The sequence below is a fragment of the Tunturiibacter lichenicola genome (assembly GCF_051013355.1).
Lineage (GTDB): Bacteria > Acidobacteriota > Terriglobia > Terriglobales > Acidobacteriaceae > Edaphobacter > Edaphobacter lichenicola_F.
The window spans coordinates 668,070-681,805 of the sequence record NZ_CP132944.1 but is presented as its reverse complement, the minus strand read 5'-3'; the positions used below and the strand labels follow the sequence as shown (position 1 = coordinate 681,805).

Sequence of the window (13,736 nt, the reverse complement as noted above, 5' to 3'; positions counted from 1 at the left end):
AAACAGCAAACAGTATGTTGATGCACCGTCACTGCTGTGGGGAGATAATGCCGATGGCTTTCCGTTGAGCTTCACGATGAACAGTGGCATCATGGTCGCTTTGCACCATGAAATAAATAGTCAGTACAGCTAGGCCACAGCCGGCGAATATCCGACTCGAATCATCGAGTACTGGCGTAAATACTGCAGCAAGGCTTGTCAGATAGGCGATATACAGCATCATTCTTGCCCAATCTAGAGCGTTGTCCTTGGTGCCACCACCCCGAATCATCATACCGATTAGTGCAATTGCAGGAGAGAACCATCCAGCGAGATACGAATAATTTTTGAGCCAGTTTAGGAAGCCCATAAGATTGAATAGTTTAGCATGCCCTTAGCTACAGCCAAAACGAGAGCAATCCTCTAGAATCATCACTTACATCCCGAAAAGGAGAATGTGCAAGTGGCAGAGAAAATGACATGGGTTTCAATTACGTATCAATACAAGCCTGACGACAGAAAGCGTCCTTTTGACTTCGTTCAAGAAGAAGAATTGAGTTTCGAGGCGCCTTATGGTGACTCTGTTGCCGCACTCCCGATTCCTGCAGTTGGAGATTCCGTAAGCCTAAAGCTGGAAGAAAACCGTTTATATAAAGTTCTGACACGACACTTCACCTACCTAAGTTCAGAGGTCGGACTTTCTATCAACGTAAACATTGTTGTCACAGATTTAGAAGAAGACGAATACCTCGCGCGACTTAAGCAATAGATACCAGTAGCTGAGTGGCGGGTGGCCCATACACAAAACTTTATGACACATTGGGTGCCCCATTCATGCGGTCTCATCGCATGAGTGGGCATTCGCGCTACGCGCGAACTACCTCTATTGGCACGCTACATCTTCGCCAACCCAACCGTCGCGCAAACAAACCCCAACAAACCAGCAATTGTCCGCACCAAGTGATTCGCAAGCCACCGGTCGCGAATGTCAGCCCAGTTCGCAGGAGCAGCACCCGGAACCCACGTCTGAATCTGCTGATTGAGCGGCACCTCTCCCCAGAGAGTAACGATCAACACGACGAGCATGAAAACTGTGGCAGCCACAAACAGACCACGCGCACTTCCTCTCGTCACGAAGCAAGAAACAAACAACGCAGCCAGTGACGTAACGAAGAGCGGTGGCATCGCCTTGGAGTACAGCGCATCTTCAAGCTGAAAGCTCTTCGTCCACATCTCTTCCGGCAGACCCTTCGCGCTGAGCCCAACCAATCCCGAGCCCAGCAGAGTACCAGCGACCAAACCAATAGCAACCACCGCCAGCACCACAACTCCATATCGCAGCGCAACAGAGGACATCAGCCATACCTCATATCCTGCAAGCCATCATCTCTGATTCTCAGCAACGATCGCCTTTCGGCCATAGTAGCTGATCAGATAGAACGCAACGCCGAACGAGATAATGTCCTTGAAGAGAAACAGGCCGGTGTTGTTCATGTAGTGGATGCCGTTCACCACAACGGTGTCGTCCGGAGTTGTGATCAACATGCTGCTCGTGGTGAAGAACATGCCGACGAGAATGATTCCGCCCACAATACCCGCTTTAGGTTTGAAGTAGCCAATGATCAGCAGAACTGCCGCTGTCCATTCAGTGATCCCGATCATATCCCCCAGACGATAGGGTCCAAACACCTTGAACTGCCAACTGGTCAGCGGGCTGTTAGAGACGAGCGGGATGATGCCCTCTGCTCCCGATGCTGTCATCTTGAACTTGCCTGCCCACAGCAGCATCACGATCATCCCAATGCTGCAAACAAGGAAAGGGATATTTCGATCTGCGACGAACGCCGCAATCTTCGTTAGAACACTCTTCGCCTGCAGTTCGTTACCTGTGTTCGCTTGAGATCCGCGCACACTCTTGCCTGACGCCTTAGCGGATGTGGGTTCAGTCATAAAATGACTCCTTCATGTGATGATCCATCGTTCGTCAAATCTTGAAGGCAGATGTAAAAGCCGTCAACACTCCTTAGCGGTGACGATCCGAGAAGAGTGGCCGACTCAAAATTGTAAGCCGGGTGCCCCACATCTCGATTTTGAGATGTGGCATGCAACCAACACTATCTGACGCCAAGTCCTCAGTATTCAAAAAGTAAATTTCGTTCTTGACAATAAGTACTTACTTATATAAGTTAAAGCCTATGGATGGGCTCGATATAAAGTTCTCTGCTTTAGCTGATCCAACGCGCCGGGCAATTCTGGCGCGGCTCTCGCTGGGCGAGGCCACAGTCAATGAACTGGCAAGTCCATTCGAGATGACGCAACCCGCGATCTCGCAACATCTCAAGGTCCTCGAAGATGCTGGGCTGATCATGCGGCGGGTGGATGGCACAAGGCGTCCACGCCGTCTCGCAAAAGCGGGTATCGAAGCGATGGATCAGTGGCTTGGAATGCTCCGCACTGCACTTGAAAAGAACTACGACCGGTTGGACGAAGTTCTGGCCGGCGTCGACACAACGAAGAAGGGAAAAACGCGATGAGCAAGATGACGTTGAAGACGGAAGGCGATAAGCATGTGATTGTCACGAGGCGCTTCGATGCGCCGCCCGAAGCGCTCTACCGCGCCCACACCGATCCCGAGGTGATTCAGAGATGGCTGCTCGGCCCTGAAGGCTGGACCATGCCTGTCTGCATCCATGACGCGAAGCCCGGAGGGAAGTTCCGCTACGAGTGGACCAACGGCAAAGGCCAGGGGTTCTACATCACCGGCGAAATTCTGGAGCTCACTCCGTACAGCAGAATCGTGCACGTCGAGCGGATGCACCTTCCCGATCCAACCCCCGACAATCACGTCGAAACCAGATTCGATCCGGACGGCGAAGGAACGTTGATGACCATGCGGATGACTCTGCCCGATGAGAAAACGCGAGCAACCATGCTTGCGACCGGCATGGAGCACGGCATGGAAGCGAGCTACGTCCGCCTCGAATCAATGTCCAGTCTGCACCACGCGACAAAATAAACGTCTCCTTCGGCGAAGTCTCCAAGCGTAAGCGCAAGGTCTACGATCGCCAGCACGATGAGACAATCTAGTGACAAAGCAATGACAAATATCGAGCCTCCGGGAGAGTAAGCTGAAAATGTTTTTCCCTCGGAGGCACGATGAAATCATTTCGCACAATCTCCGCCAGAGATCTGGATTCCGTATCTCTCAAGAGTGAGATGGAGACGTACGGATACGTCTTCATCCGAGACCTGCTGCCGAAAGAGAACTTAGAGCAACTCCTCGGCGATATGACCGGCATTGCATCGGACGAGGGCTGGACGATCGAAGGGTCCGCACCATCGGATCGAATAGCGAATCCTGCCAGCACGTGCTTCGATCCAGATCTGAAATACAAGCAGGCCGCAAACCGCGCGTTCCGCTTGGAGCGGCTCCACGCGTTGACCCATCATCCGGTGTTAACCGATGTGATGAAGCGGCTAGTGGGTGGGCCGCGCCTCTTCGTTCATCCTAAGCCCATAGCACGAATGATCTTCCCTAACTGTGAGGCCGCCCTTTTGCATGCGCATCAGGACAACTCTGGCATTGCGGGAAGCTCTGAGAGCTACACCGTATGGATGCCGCTCCATGATTGTCTGCAGGGACAGGGGACACTCGAGATCAAGGAAGCGTCGCATCTATTTGGGCTTCAACATACCGAGGGATACATCAACCCTGAAACAGCCCAGGGAGGCGATTGGGTAGGCGGACACATCAACGCGGGAGATGCTGTCTTCTTTCACAGCCTGACGGTGCATCGCTCGACACTCAGTACCTCCAGCCAACTCCGTTTTTCAGTGGATTGCCGCTTTCAAAGCTATGACGAAGCCGTCTCCCCGCTCGAGATCGTGTTTCCCAACCAGGCTAAAGGCGGCCGGACTTGGGAAGACACCTATGCGGACTGGAAACATGATGAGTTGAAGTACTACTGGCGCAATTTGCCTTTGCGTATAAAGCCCTCACTGGCCGAGCTGGCAGCGCAGGCTGAGCAGGTGGACAGCCCCGAAAAGCGACTTCGTTACACGACGATGATTGATATGATCGAGCGAGAAATCCCCATGTTGGTGCACTGAGCGGACCTGCAGCAGTGGGAGAAAGCGCGGGTGTCCATATCTCGATTTGAAATATGGGCACCCGCGTTAAGCGCGCACCCTCTCCGCTGTGCACTCACATCGTAAGAACTACGCGGAACTCTGCCTTCCCGCTCAGCATCCGCGCATAAGCCTCGGCCGCTTTTTCAAGCGGATAGGTTTCGATCATGGGCCGCACGCCAGTCAGTTCAGCGAAGCGCAGCGTATCCTCCGAGTCTGTCGGTATTCCCGAAGCCCAGCCTTGAATCGTTCGAGCTCCAGTGATGAGCTGCACCGGAGTGACCTCAATGGGATCGAACGATGCGCCAATCACCACGAGCTTACCGTTCGGTCCCAGGCCGTTGATCAACTCGGACATCGCCTTCGAACTAGGAGCTGTCGCTAGAATCACCCTGGCCCCGCCAAGCTTCTGCAACTCCTCCGCAGCATTCGTCGCTTTGCTGTCGATGTACACGTTTGCTCCCAGCTTCTTCGCGAGCGCCGCGTTCTCCGGCCCGCGCCCGATCGCTGCGACGTTATAACCGAACTTACTCGCGAACTGAATTCCGAGGTGACCCAAACCGCCGACACCCTGCACCGCAACGAGGTCGGCGGGAAGCGCGCCGCTGTGCCGAAGCGCGTTGAAGGTCGTAACCCCTGCGCAAAGCAACGGTGCCGCTTCAACATCGTTCAGAGTCTCAGGCAGCGCCACCAGTCCCTCTACCGGAGCCAGCATATATTGCTGATATCCGCCGTCATAGCTGATGCCCGCAATCTGCATCTTCTCGCAGTTATTAAAATCTCCGCGCCGGCACGAAAGACACGTGTTGTCATGGCCGCCATGCCAGCCGACGCCGACGCGCTGCCCCTTCTTCCACCCTGTAACACCCGCGCCAACCTCATCGACGACACCAGCCACCTCATGTCCAGGAACGCGCGGAAACTGAATCCCGGGCCAAGCGCCTTCCTTCGTCAGAACGTCACTATGGCACACACCACAGGCCAGCACCTTGATCCGCACATGTCCCGCATCCGGGTTAGGAATCTCGCGCTCCACAATCTGGAAATCGCCGCCGGCCGAGGGAACTTGAGCCACCTTCATCCTTGCTGCTGCCATAAATCCTCCTGTGAATCTCACAATGTTGAAACGCTTGGTGGTGGTGCAGCCGAATCTATTCGCCACTCGCGTCCACGCGCGAACAGCTCATCGAACAAATTCGATGCTTCGACTGACATCTGCGGATCAAGAAAAAGCTGACAAATTGCTCCTACCCGCTAATCCCAATGAGTAGTCGTTAAAAATGTAGTCCTTCTTCTTTACACGCGCGACAACAGGTGCCTCATATTTAAATCCGACACACGGGTGCCCACATCTCGATTTTGAGAGGTGAACATAGCTGGGTGGCCCATCCTTCGCGCCTTTGCGAAGGGTGGGGTATTCGCGCTGGCGCGAACCGTCTTCCCGCCCTATACTGGCCGCTTACTCCCAGGAGCGACAATGTTCAAAACGATAGGCCTCATCGTTGTTCTGGCAATCGCCGCAATTCTTCTCCTTGCACTCACCAAGCCCGACAGCTTCCGAGTCGAACGCTCCACCACCATCGCCGCCCCGCCTGAAAAGATCGCCGCAATCATCAACGACTTTCATCAGTGGGACACCTGGTCGCCCTGGGCGAAGCTTGATCCAGCCATGAAGACCACCTACTCGGGCCCACCCAGCGGCGTCGGCTCCGTCTACGACTGGGACGGAAACAGTAAAGTAGGCAAGGGCCGCATGGAGATCCTCTCCATCGACCCCACCACAACTACCATCAAAATCGATTTCCTCAAGCCCTTCGAAGGCCACAATACCGCCGACTTCGTACTCGAACCGCAAGGCTCCACCACCCGCGTGAACTGGATCATGAACGGCCCGATCAGATTCTTTCCCGGCAAACTGATGAGCGTCTTCACCACGATGGACAAGGTGATCGGCCCCGACTTCGACAAAGGCCTGGCCAACCTGAAAGCTGCCGCGGAACATCCATAACCAGCGACGACTTGAAACGAGGACTCGCCCCAATGACTCACAAAATTCACGACATCGGTGTCGCCTCTCAGATCGGCGCATACAGCGACGCCATCGAAGCCGCTCCGAACCTGCGCTGGCTTATGACCTCCGGCACCCCCGGCCTCGCAACAAGTGGCGAACTGCCCACTGACATCGTCGGTCAATCCGAACTCGCCTGGAAGCACATCCTCCGCATACTGGAGCAGGCCGGGATGACCGTCGCCGACCTCGTAAAAGTCACGACCTATCTGACGCGAGCCGAAGACATCCCCGCCTACGCCAAATCGCGCAAGAGCTTCCTCGGAGAGATCAGGCCAGCCTTCATGCTGCTGGTCGTACCCCAGCTCGTCCGCCCCGAGTTCTTGGTGGAAGTCGAAGTCATCGCCGCTAAGTAGCGTCCGCAACCACTGGTGGCGTAGACGCTGCACGTCTTCTCCTTAATCGTGGTCACATTGGCCGTGGTCAGGTATCCAGAGGACAGCGCGCTGAGCCCCGCCCGCGGTGTAAGAATAGCCGACCACCTGGCCGCGGTCATTGATGCCGGTAGCGAAGCTGAAGTCGCCACCGAGGGTGCCGAGGTCGGTCATCACCCCGTCTTCAAAGAAAAAAGCGTGAGAAATCTGGTTGGCGATGGTCGCATAGCCGACCACCTGGCCGCGGTTGTTGATGCCGGTAGCGTCGCTGAAGTCGCCATCGGGGAGGGTGCCAAGGTCGGTCATCACCCCGTCTTCAAACAAAAAAGCGTGATCAGCCCCACTCCCGGGTAAAGAATAGCCGACCACCTGGCCGCGGTTGTTGATGCCGTTAGCCTCGCTGGAGTCGCCACCGAGGGTGCCAAGGTCGGTTATCACCCCGTCTTCAAACAAAAGAGCGTGACCAGGCCTGTTCACGCCGTTCGCTTGGCCGGTCCCGACCACCTGGCCGCGGTTGTTGATGCCGGTAGCGCTGCTGATGTCGCCATCGAGGGTGCCAAGGTCGGTCATCACCCCGTCTTTAAACAAAAAAGCGAAAAAAGCCCCGATCGGGCCATCAGAATAGCCGACCACCTGGCCGCGGTTGTTGATGCCGAAAGCGAAGCTGAAGGTGCCACCGGGGAGGGTGCCGAGATCGGTCATCACCCCGTGTTCAAACAAAAACGCGTGGGGACTCCCGCTCGCGGTGGAAGAATAGCCGACCACCTGGCCGCGGTCGTTAATGCCGGTAGCCTGGCTCGAGTTGCCGCCGGGGAGGGTGCCGAGGTCGGTCATCACCCCGTGTTCAAACAAAAACGCGTGGGTACTCCCGCTCGCGGTGGAAGAATAGCCGACCACCTGGCCGCGGTCGTTGATGCCGGTAGCCTGGCTCGAGTCGCCACCGGGGAGAGTGCCGAGGTCTTTGATGGTGAAGCCCTTGGGGTGCTGTGGACGGTGATGCCAGTCGGACTGCTCCTGGAAACCTTGACCGAACGCAGGCTGCAATGCGGCGACGCACAGCAGGGCGAAGACAAGAAGGATTCGTCCAACGTAGTGACCTCTGCTAATTGACTTGGATGGCGATTGCATAATGAATTCCTTTCAAGGGTGAAGGGACGGTGAGCGTCGTCGTGGCAGACGGTTGGAGAAGGACGACATCGCTCTGACGGCTGCGGTGTCCCCCTTCCTTGTCGTCACTTTTGGTGTGCGTGTTCATTGTGGTCACTCTCGTCGTCTCCATAATCGTGGTCATTTTGGCGGTGGTTAGGTGCCCAGAGGACAGCGCGCTGAGTCGCGCTCGCTGAGAGAGAAATGCCGGCCACCTGGCCGCGGTCGTTGAAGGCCGAAGCCTGGCTTGCGACGCCACCGGGGAGGGTGCCGAGGGCGCCAAGGTCGGTGACCACCCCGTCTTCAAACAAAAAGACATGCGTAGCCCCGCTCGCGGTGGTCGCTTGGCCTAGCACCTGGCCGCGGTTATTGATAGCGATAGCGGTGAAGGTGCCGCCAAGGAGGGCGCCAAGGTCGGTCATCTCTCCGTGCTCATACAAAAAAGAGCGGCTACTCCCGCTCCCGTTGGAGGAGTAGCCGATCACCTGGCCCCGGTCGTTGATGCCCGAAGCAAAGCTCTCGACGTCACCGGGGAGGGTCCCAAGGTCGGTCATCTCCCCGTGTTCATACAAAAAAGCGTGCTCAGCCCCGCTTGTAAGGAAATCAAAGCCGACCACCTGGCCGCGGTTGTTGATAGCGGTAGCGCTGCTGAAGTTGCTATTGGGGAGGGTGCCGAGGTCGGTCATCACCCCGTGTTCAAACAAAAAAGCGTGGAAAGCGCTGCCAGCGGTCTCCGCTTCGCCGACCACCTGGCCGCGGTCGTTGATGCCGAAAGCCTCGCTGGAGTCGCCCCCGAGGGTGCCAAGGTCGGTCATCATCCCGTGTTCAAACAAAAAAGCGTGCTCAAGGAAGCTCGCGGTGTCTGCAATGCCAACCACCTGGCCGCGGTCGTTGATGCCGTTAGCGGTGCTAAAGAAGCCACCGGGAAGAGTGCCGAGGTCCCTCATCACCCCGTGTTCGAACAAAAAAGCGCGACCAGCCCCGTTTGCCGCGTCCGCTTCGCCGGCCACCCGGCCGCGGTTGTTGATAGCGGTAGCCAGGCTGAGGCTGCCCCCGGGGAGGATGCCGAGGTCCTTGATGGTGAAGCCCTTGGTGCACTCTGGAGAGTGATGCCCGTCGGGCTGCTCCTGGAGAGCTTGACCGATGGCAGGCTGCAATGCGGCGACGGACAGCAGGGCTAAGGCAAGAAGGATTCGCCCAACGTAGTGAGCTCTGCGAATTGACTTGCATGGCGATTGCATCATGAATTCCTTTCAAGGATGAAGGAGACGGTAAAGGTGCACTACGTAGCGTCGGTGTTTCCAGGAAGGCAGCCCGACGGGCATCATTTTCCAGAGCACAACAGGAAGAAAATTACTTTTGAGGGGGGCCCTTGGGAGGCGAAAATCATATCACAGCACAGAATCGCCCCGTTCTTTTCAATTGTGGAGTTAAGAAAGGGTTGTCATTATCGCCAGTTCTTTACTGACCATCCATGGCAACCAGAATTGAAATACCATGGCAATATCTCAGGGTGGCGTCCAATGGCACAGGGAGACACCGATGCGGAGTAGGGTACTGTGGGCGTGTTTGTTGCTGGCCGTAGGTATCGGCAGCGTCTTTTTCTGGAAGTCCAGGCACGCATATCGGCATTACACAGCTGCTACCGTCCTCGCCTCTGCATCCTGGGACCAGAAGGCCGCGGCCTACCTCGATAGTCGTGAGGTATGGTGGCAAAGTTGGCCGGCAGCAAAGAGAGATCACGGAACGGTCTGCATCTCCTGCCATACAACGATGACGTACGCCTTCGCGCGCCCCGTGCTGCAACAACAGTTGAACGAGACGGTGATGCCTACGCCAGAAAAGATCATGCTCGATGGCGTAGAAAAGCGCGTCAGCCACTGGTCGGAGATGGCTCCCTTCTACTCCGATGCTGTCGGCCCAGGTAAAGCAGCAGAGTCCCGCGCAACCGAAGCGGTTTTGAACGCGGTAGTTCTCGCCAGCTACGACGCACGGCAGGGCCATCTGCGTCCCATCACAAGAACCGCATTCAACAACGCATGGGCTCTCCAGGAAAAGTCTGGCGAAAAAGCTGGCGCATGGAAGTGGCAGGACTTCAAACTCGCACCATGGGAATCAGTCGAGTCCGCCTACCAGGGCGCAACCTGGCTGATGATCGCGGTGGCAGATGAGCCGGACCACTATGCGAGCGAGCCAGACATTCGCGAGAACATAGAACTGCTGCGCCAATATCTGAAACGCGACTATGCCGCTCAGCCTCTGATGAGCCAGCTCTACGTTCTATGGGCCTCAACCAAAGTGCCCGACTTATTGACTCCTGCAGATCGCGAGAAGCTGCTCAACACGCTGAATAGCCTGCAACAGACCGACGGTGGCTGGAGCCTTGTCTCGATCAACCCGTGGAAACGCGAAGACGATACACCTGAGCCAACTGCGAGCGACGGGCTCGGAACGAGCCTGGCTGTCTTAACTCTCCAGAAATCAGGAGCAGACGAGCAGGACGCGGCGCTGAAGCGTGGTCTGGAGTGGCTCAAGCAGCATCAGGAGAACGATGGCAGGTGGCAGGCTCCTTCGCTCAACGAGCAACGCGATCCGAAGACAGACGACGCGGCTCTCTTTATGAGCGATGCCGCAACCGCCTATGCTGTCTTGGCATTCGAGAAGCGTGTCCCCTCCGCGCCATAAAAGAGAACTCGCTCCATTCATTCTTCTCCTCATCCCGAAATAAAACGGCCATGAAATAAATCGGAAAAACGTGGCGTATTTTTCGCGGGTGATTTTGATGTAGTTTATTCACCACGTTTACCACGCATTCCACCACGTTTTCACCATAAAAAAACCACAATTTCGCACGGCTTTTTCGCAAAAACCCCTGCAAAAACACCCATTCACCACGCCAGAAAAAAGCACTGCGCGAACGGCAAATTTTGCATCCAACCAGCTATGCAGTCGCCCACCCCACCGCCGGAAAAGCGCCCAGCTTTCTCCAGCCCCCTCATGTTCTTCATCATCGCCGGCATCATCATTGCCTCGATCACTCTATTTATGATCTTCCACCCAAACCCAAGCGGCACAACCCCAAACAGCAACACACCCGCAACCCAGTAGTGATCGACGAATCATCAAAAACCCAGCAAAAACAAGAAAGGCAGACTCGAAAGAGTCTGCCTTTTTACTGCTTCCAACAACAACGATCGCACCAAGAAACTACTGAATTGCGCCGCGAATAACAACTTCCAGATTGACCGGAATTGCAGTTGGCTGGTTGTCCAACGTGCCCGGAGTAAAGCGGTACTGGCTCACTGCTGCGAGAACGTTCTTATCCATGATCGGATTGACGGACTGAACGATCTTCAAATCAGACGGCTTGCCGTTCGGAGCAACCGTCAAAGAAACCACAGCAGTCCTCTCAAATCGAGCTGCGGCGGTAAAGTCATAGTCTGACTGGACGTCGACTGTGTACACCAGCTTCGGAGCGTTCACGCCCGTTGAAACGCGAACCGAGTTCGTCGTGCCAGCGGTGCTGTGATCCGCTTCAGAGCCGAGGGCTGGCTGAGCGAGCTTAGCTTGCAGAGTTGAAGTCTGGGGTTGGGCAGGCGATTTGGCCTGAGCGTGAAGCAACACGGGGGACAGGAGGAGGGTGGCCACAATGACTCGACGCATAATATTCATCTCTAGGGCAAGTGTGCCCAACACCACAATATCTTTGTCAAGATACGATTGTCAACAAAATTCTTTTTAGAGTAAAATAGCATCGTTTTTTCAATAAGTTGTCGCCAGAAAATTGTTCTAAATACGGCGATTTAACAAAAGATGCAAAATTATCGTTAGCGCCCGACTAAAGCACTGGTCTTTGAGCGTCAACAAGCGCTTTCTCCAACGCTGCTAACATCCAATGCAGATATGAAAGTTCTCGTCATTGACATCGGCGGTACCAACGTCAAGGTCGCGTCCACCGATATGCGCGTCCCAATCAAGATTCCTTCCGGGCCAACCATGACTGCCGAGCAGATGGCAAAGGATGTCCTCGTTGCTACCGAAGGCTGGACCTACGACCGCATCTCCATCGGCTATCCCGGACCTGTGGCGCACGACCATCCATTAGCTGAACCACACAACCTCGCTCCCGGATGGATTGATTTTCCCTATCAAAAAGCCTTGGGCAAGCCAATTCGTTTCATCAATGACGCCGCCATGCAGGCTCTTGGAGGTTACAAGGGCGGTCGCATGCTCTTCCTTGGCACCGGCACAGGACTTGGTTCGGCCATGATCTTCGATGGAGTCGTCATTCCTCTCGAACTAGCTCATCTCCCTTACAAAAAGGGCCGCACCTACGAGGAGTACATTGGTCTTGCCGGCCTTGAATCACGTGGCAAAAAACGTTGGCAGAAATCTGTGCTCGACATCATCAACCGCCTTCAGGCTGCGATGGTCTGCGACTCGGTCCTTCTTGGCGGAGGCAATGCGAAGCTGATGACAGACCTTCCCCCCCATGTCATCCTTGGAGCCAACAGCAATGCTATTGATGGCGGTCTCAGGCTTTGGGATAATCCCCTGAAACCCAATAAGACCGCCCTTAAGCTGAAATAATCTTCTACGACGTCGTTCGCTCGAAGCTGAAACAATCTTTCTGGAGACATCATGGCGAACAAATACGGCGAGGCCGCCCTTATCGCGGCTCGTATGGACACCCACGGCAAAGTCATCTCCCCTGCAGCCCGCTGGGAGCACGCGACGGCGAAACTTTATCCCACAAGCCCTTCCGCTCAGCGAAAGGGAGGCCCTCGATTCGCATTTCTCAGCCTCTGTGAAGCAGGTTTAATAAAGGGAATTCCCGCAGGTCAATACGCTCCCTCTAACAAGCACAAAGCCTACGCTCTTCGCGCTATTGGCCTGCTCAATGCGGGCACCCACAAGACGGTCACCACCCTCTGGGCCGAAGTAACCGACGGCGAAGACATCGACCACAACAGTCAGATGGATGTCGTTCTGGCTCTATGGAAGAACGATTTGATCGTGCGCAGCGCCTGACGCATCTTCGATCGCCGCATTCAGAAGCGCTCGCAGATTCAGGGCTCGGGTATACATCGCAAGACCGTCCCCATCGGTCGGCCACTCTGCACGCGGGCGGTCCCGGTAGAGCTCGACACCGTTTCCGTCCGGGTCCCGCAGATAAAGAGCCTCGCTGACCCCATGATCAGCAGCTCCATCAAGCGGCACGCCGGCACCTTGCAGCCGTCGCAAAGCGTCTCCTAGCGAGGACCGTGTCGGGTAGAGAATCGCCAGATGGTATAGGCCCGTATGTCCTGGTGGTGCGGCGGTTCCGCCTCTGCTTTCCCATGTATTCAATCCAATATGGTGGTGATAACCCCCCGCAGAGATAAACGCCGCTGAATCTCCAAACCGCTGCATCAACTCAAACCCAAGCACGCCGCAACAAAAACTGAGCGCCCGTTCCAGATCCGAAACTTTGAGATGCACGTGGCCTATTTTGACACCCGAATTGATTGCCTGATCACTCATATCAATTGGATGAACTTAGCACCCCCACGCACCATTCTGTCGGCGAAATCTGACGATGAGTAAAAGCAAAATCTTGCGACGCTCCAAAGTAGTAGTATTCTTCTCCCATCAATCGAGACGAATCCGGCGACCCCGGAAAACCAACACGGAGGAACAGATATGCTTCATCTGTTGTGGACGGCTCTTATCGGTCTCATCGTCGGCGCGCTTGCGAAGCTCATCATCCCAGGCAAAGAGCCCGGCGGCATCTTTATCACCATGCTCATCGGCATCGCTGGGTCTTTTCTCGGAACATTCCTTGGCCGCGCTATCGGCCACTACGAACCTGATCAGTCGGCAGGTTTCCTTATGTCCCTCGTTGGGGCTCTCATTCTGCTCGGCATCTATCATTTGATCAAGCGCAGTCGGGCCACCACCTAAACGTTGATCAAGTCTTCTTCCTAAGAGACATGACGTAGGCCGGCACTCATTGTGCCGCCTTCGTTTTATTTTTTCCAGAGAACAATACGATTTGGGAT

The 13,736-nt window shown here is 55.5% G+C and carries 19 protein-coding genes; 11 read left to right on the top strand and 8 right to left on the bottom strand.

The window, feature by feature from the left end; genetic code table 11:
* Positions 1 to 28: 28 nt before the first annotated feature.
* The gene (locus RBB82_RS02900) at positions 29 to 349 is read right to left on the bottom strand and encodes a hypothetical protein (RefSeq protein WP_433973624.1); all 321 of its coding nucleotides are present in this window, start codon (positions 347 to 349) and stop codon (positions 29 to 31) included.
* A gap of 93 nt (positions 350 to 442) precedes the next feature.
* On the opposite strand from RBB82_RS02900, the gene RBB82_RS02895 reads away from it, so the two are divergent.
* The gene (locus RBB82_RS02895; RefSeq protein ID WP_433973623.1) at positions 443 to 748 is read left to right on the top strand and encodes a hypothetical protein; all 306 of its coding nucleotides are present in this window, start codon (positions 443 to 445) and stop codon (positions 746 to 748) included.
* Positions 749 to 873: 125 nt separating this feature from the next.
* Here the strand turns inward: RBB82_RS02895 and RBB82_RS02890 are convergent, their stop codons facing one another.
* Entirely contained in the window at positions 874 to 1,335 is a 462-nt protein-coding gene (locus tag RBB82_RS02890) for an anthrone oxygenase family protein (RefSeq protein ID WP_433973622.1), read from the bottom strand.
* A gap of 27 nt (positions 1,336 to 1,362) precedes the next feature.
* A complete protein-coding gene (locus tag RBB82_RS02885; RefSeq protein WP_433973621.1) occupies positions 1,363 to 1,929 on the bottom strand; it encodes a DUF417 family protein in 567 nt (188 codons plus the stop codon).
* A gap of 245 nt (positions 1,930 to 2,174) precedes the next feature.
* On the opposite strand from RBB82_RS02885, the gene RBB82_RS02880 reads away from it, so the two are divergent.
* The 3 genes from RBB82_RS02880 (at position 2,175) to RBB82_RS02870 (ending at position 4,089) form a co-directional block, all read left to right on the top strand.
* Positions 2,175 to 2,513 (top strand): ArsR/SmtB family transcription factor, encoded by a 339-nt coding sequence (locus tag RBB82_RS02880; RefSeq protein ID WP_433973620.1) that lies wholly within the window; start codon positions 2,175 to 2,177, stop codon positions 2,511 to 2,513.
* The gene (locus tag RBB82_RS02875) at positions 2,510 to 2,995 is read left to right on the top strand and encodes an SRPBCC domain-containing protein (RefSeq protein ID WP_433973619.1); all 486 of its coding nucleotides are present in this window, start codon (positions 2,510 to 2,512) and stop codon (positions 2,993 to 2,995) included. The genes RBB82_RS02880 and RBB82_RS02875 overlap by 4 nt, the downstream gene beginning before the upstream one ends.
* Positions 2,996 to 3,135: 140 nt before the next feature.
* A complete protein-coding gene (locus RBB82_RS02870; RefSeq protein ID WP_433973618.1) occupies positions 3,136 to 4,089 on the top strand; it encodes a phytanoyl-CoA dioxygenase family protein in 954 nt (317 codons plus the stop codon).
* 94 nt (positions 4,090 to 4,183) lie between these two features.
* Here RBB82_RS02870 and RBB82_RS02865 read toward each other — a convergent pair whose 3' ends face one another.
* Positions 4,184 to 5,203: an alcohol dehydrogenase gene (locus RBB82_RS02865; RefSeq protein ID WP_433973617.1), complete on the bottom strand. Its 1,020-nt coding sequence runs from the start codon at positions 5,201 to 5,203 to the stop codon at positions 4,184 to 4,186.
* A 270-nt stretch (positions 5,204 to 5,473) separates the two neighbouring features.
* On the opposite strand from RBB82_RS02865, the gene RBB82_RS02860 reads away from it, so the two are divergent.
* On the top strand, positions 5,474 to 6,115 hold the full coding sequence (locus tag RBB82_RS02860; RefSeq protein ID WP_433973616.1) for an SRPBCC family protein: 642 nt from the start codon (positions 5,474 to 5,476) through the stop codon (positions 6,113 to 6,115).
* A 32-nt stretch (positions 6,116 to 6,147) separates the two neighbouring features.
* Positions 6,148 to 6,531 carry a RidA family protein gene (locus RBB82_RS02855; RefSeq protein WP_433973615.1) on the top strand — a complete coding sequence of 128 codons (384 nt, stop codon included), beginning with the start codon at positions 6,148 to 6,150 and terminating at the stop codon, positions 6,529 to 6,531.
* 42 nt (positions 6,532 to 6,573) lie between these two features.
* On the opposite strand, the gene RBB82_RS02850 is transcribed toward RBB82_RS02855, so the two are convergent.
* Both RBB82_RS02850 and RBB82_RS02845 read right to left on the bottom strand, forming a co-directional pair.
* Positions 6,574 to 7,677, bottom strand: coding sequence for a hypothetical protein (locus tag RBB82_RS02850; RefSeq protein WP_433973614.1), 1,104 nt, complete (start codon positions 7,675 to 7,677; stop codon positions 6,574 to 6,576).
* Between the two features lie 104 nt (positions 7,678 to 7,781).
* Positions 7,782 to 8,939, bottom strand: coding sequence for a hypothetical protein (locus tag RBB82_RS02845; RefSeq protein ID WP_433973613.1), 1,158 nt, complete (start codon positions 8,937 to 8,939; stop codon positions 7,782 to 7,784).
* 298 nt (positions 8,940 to 9,237) lie between these two features.
* On the opposite strand from RBB82_RS02845, the gene RBB82_RS02840 reads away from it, so the two are divergent.
* Together RBB82_RS02840 and RBB82_RS02835 are read left to right on the top strand one after the other, a co-directional pair.
* Positions 9,238 to 10,380 carry a hypothetical protein gene (locus RBB82_RS02840; RefSeq protein ID WP_433973612.1) on the top strand — a complete coding sequence of 381 codons (1,143 nt, stop codon included), beginning with the start codon at positions 9,238 to 9,240 and terminating at the stop codon, positions 10,378 to 10,380.
* Positions 10,381 to 10,638: 258 nt separating this feature from the next.
* On the top strand, positions 10,639 to 10,803 hold the full coding sequence (locus RBB82_RS02835) for a hypothetical protein (RefSeq protein WP_433973611.1): 165 nt from the start codon (positions 10,639 to 10,641) through the stop codon (positions 10,801 to 10,803).
* A gap of 99 nt (positions 10,804 to 10,902) precedes the next feature.
* On the opposite strand, the gene RBB82_RS02830 is transcribed toward RBB82_RS02835, so the two are convergent.
* Positions 10,903 to 11,358: a TonB family protein gene (locus tag RBB82_RS02830; protein ID WP_433973610.1), complete on the bottom strand. Its 456-nt coding sequence runs from the start codon at positions 11,356 to 11,358 to the stop codon at positions 10,903 to 10,905.
* Positions 11,359 to 11,598: 240 nt separating this feature from the next.
* Here RBB82_RS02830 and RBB82_RS02825 point away from each other — a divergent pair, with 240 nt between their 5' ends.
* Together RBB82_RS02825 and RBB82_RS02820 are read left to right on the top strand one after the other, a co-directional pair.
* Positions 11,599 to 12,285, top strand: a complete 687-nt coding sequence (locus RBB82_RS02825; RefSeq protein WP_433973609.1) for an ROK family protein — start codon at positions 11,599 to 11,601, stop codon at positions 12,283 to 12,285.
* Positions 12,286 to 12,336: 51 nt separating this feature from the next.
* Positions 12,337 to 12,726, top strand: coding sequence for a DUF6979 family protein (locus tag RBB82_RS02820; RefSeq protein WP_433973608.1), 390 nt, complete (start codon positions 12,337 to 12,339; stop codon positions 12,724 to 12,726).
* On the opposite strand, the gene RBB82_RS02815 is transcribed toward RBB82_RS02820, so the two are convergent.
* Positions 12,691 to 13,176, bottom strand: coding sequence for a VOC family protein (locus RBB82_RS02815; protein WP_433973607.1), 486 nt, complete (start codon positions 13,174 to 13,176; stop codon positions 12,691 to 12,693). The two genes, RBB82_RS02820 and RBB82_RS02815, sit on opposite strands and share 36 nt — an antisense overlap.
* 201 nt (positions 13,177 to 13,377) lie before the next feature.
* On the opposite strand from RBB82_RS02815, the gene RBB82_RS02810 reads away from it, so the two are divergent.
* Positions 13,378 to 13,638, top strand: coding sequence for a GlsB/YeaQ/YmgE family stress response membrane protein (locus RBB82_RS02810; protein ID WP_433973606.1), 261 nt, complete (start codon positions 13,378 to 13,380; stop codon positions 13,636 to 13,638).
* Positions 13,639 to 13,736 lie beyond the last annotated feature (98 nt).

Excerpts from the sequence above, each read along its gene's own strand:
- RBB82_RS02885 (WP_433973621.1), bottom strand. The coding sequence starts at position 1,929 with ATGACTGAACCCACATCCGCTAAGGCGTCAGGCAAGAGTGTGCGCGGA.
- RBB82_RS02890 (WP_433973622.1), bottom strand. The coding sequence starts at position 1,335 with ATGTCCTCTGTTGCGCTGCGATATGGAGTTGTGGTGCTGGCGGTGGTT.
- RBB82_RS02820 (WP_433973608.1), top strand. The coding sequence starts at position 12,337 with ATGGCGAACAAATACGGCGAGGCCGCCCTTATCGCGGCTCGTATGGAC.
- RBB82_RS02870 (WP_433973618.1), top strand. The coding sequence starts at position 3,136 with ATGAAATCATTTCGCACAATCTCCGCCAGAGATCTGGATTCCGTATCT.
- RBB82_RS02810 (WP_433973606.1), top strand. The coding sequence starts at position 13,378 with ATGCTTCATCTGTTGTGGACGGCTCTTATCGGTCTCATCGTCGGCGCG.
- RBB82_RS02865 (WP_433973617.1), bottom strand. The coding sequence starts at position 5,203 with ATGGCAGCAGCAAGGATGAAGGTGGCTCAAGTTCCCTCGGCCGGCGGC.
- RBB82_RS02845 (WP_433973613.1), bottom strand. The coding sequence starts at position 8,939 with ATGATGCAATCGCCATGCAAGTCAATTCGCAGAGCTCACTACGTTGGG.
- RBB82_RS02900 (WP_433973624.1), bottom strand. The coding sequence starts at position 349 with ATGGGCTTCCTAAACTGGCTCAAAAATTATTCGTATCTCGCTGGATGG.
- RBB82_RS02835 (WP_433973611.1), top strand. The coding sequence starts at position 10,639 with ATGCAGTCGCCCACCCCACCGCCGGAAAAGCGCCCAGCTTTCTCCAGC.
- RBB82_RS02855 (WP_433973615.1), top strand. The coding sequence starts at position 6,148 with ATGACTCACAAAATTCACGACATCGGTGTCGCCTCTCAGATCGGCGCA.
- RBB82_RS02880 (WP_433973620.1), top strand. The coding sequence starts at position 2,175 with ATGGATGGGCTCGATATAAAGTTCTCTGCTTTAGCTGATCCAACGCGC.
- RBB82_RS02840 (WP_433973612.1), top strand. The coding sequence starts at position 9,238 with ATGCGGAGTAGGGTACTGTGGGCGTGTTTGTTGCTGGCCGTAGGTATC.
- RBB82_RS02825 (WP_433973609.1), top strand. The coding sequence starts at position 11,599 with ATGAAAGTTCTCGTCATTGACATCGGCGGTACCAACGTCAAGGTCGCG.
- RBB82_RS02830 (WP_433973610.1), bottom strand. The coding sequence starts at position 11,358 with ATGCGTCGAGTCATTGTGGCCACCCTCCTCCTGTCCCCCGTGTTGCTT.
- RBB82_RS02850 (WP_433973614.1), bottom strand. The coding sequence starts at position 7,677 with ATGCAATCGCCATCCAAGTCAATTAGCAGAGGTCACTACGTTGGACGA.
- RBB82_RS02875 (WP_433973619.1), top strand. The coding sequence starts at position 2,510 with ATGAGCAAGATGACGTTGAAGACGGAAGGCGATAAGCATGTGATTGTC.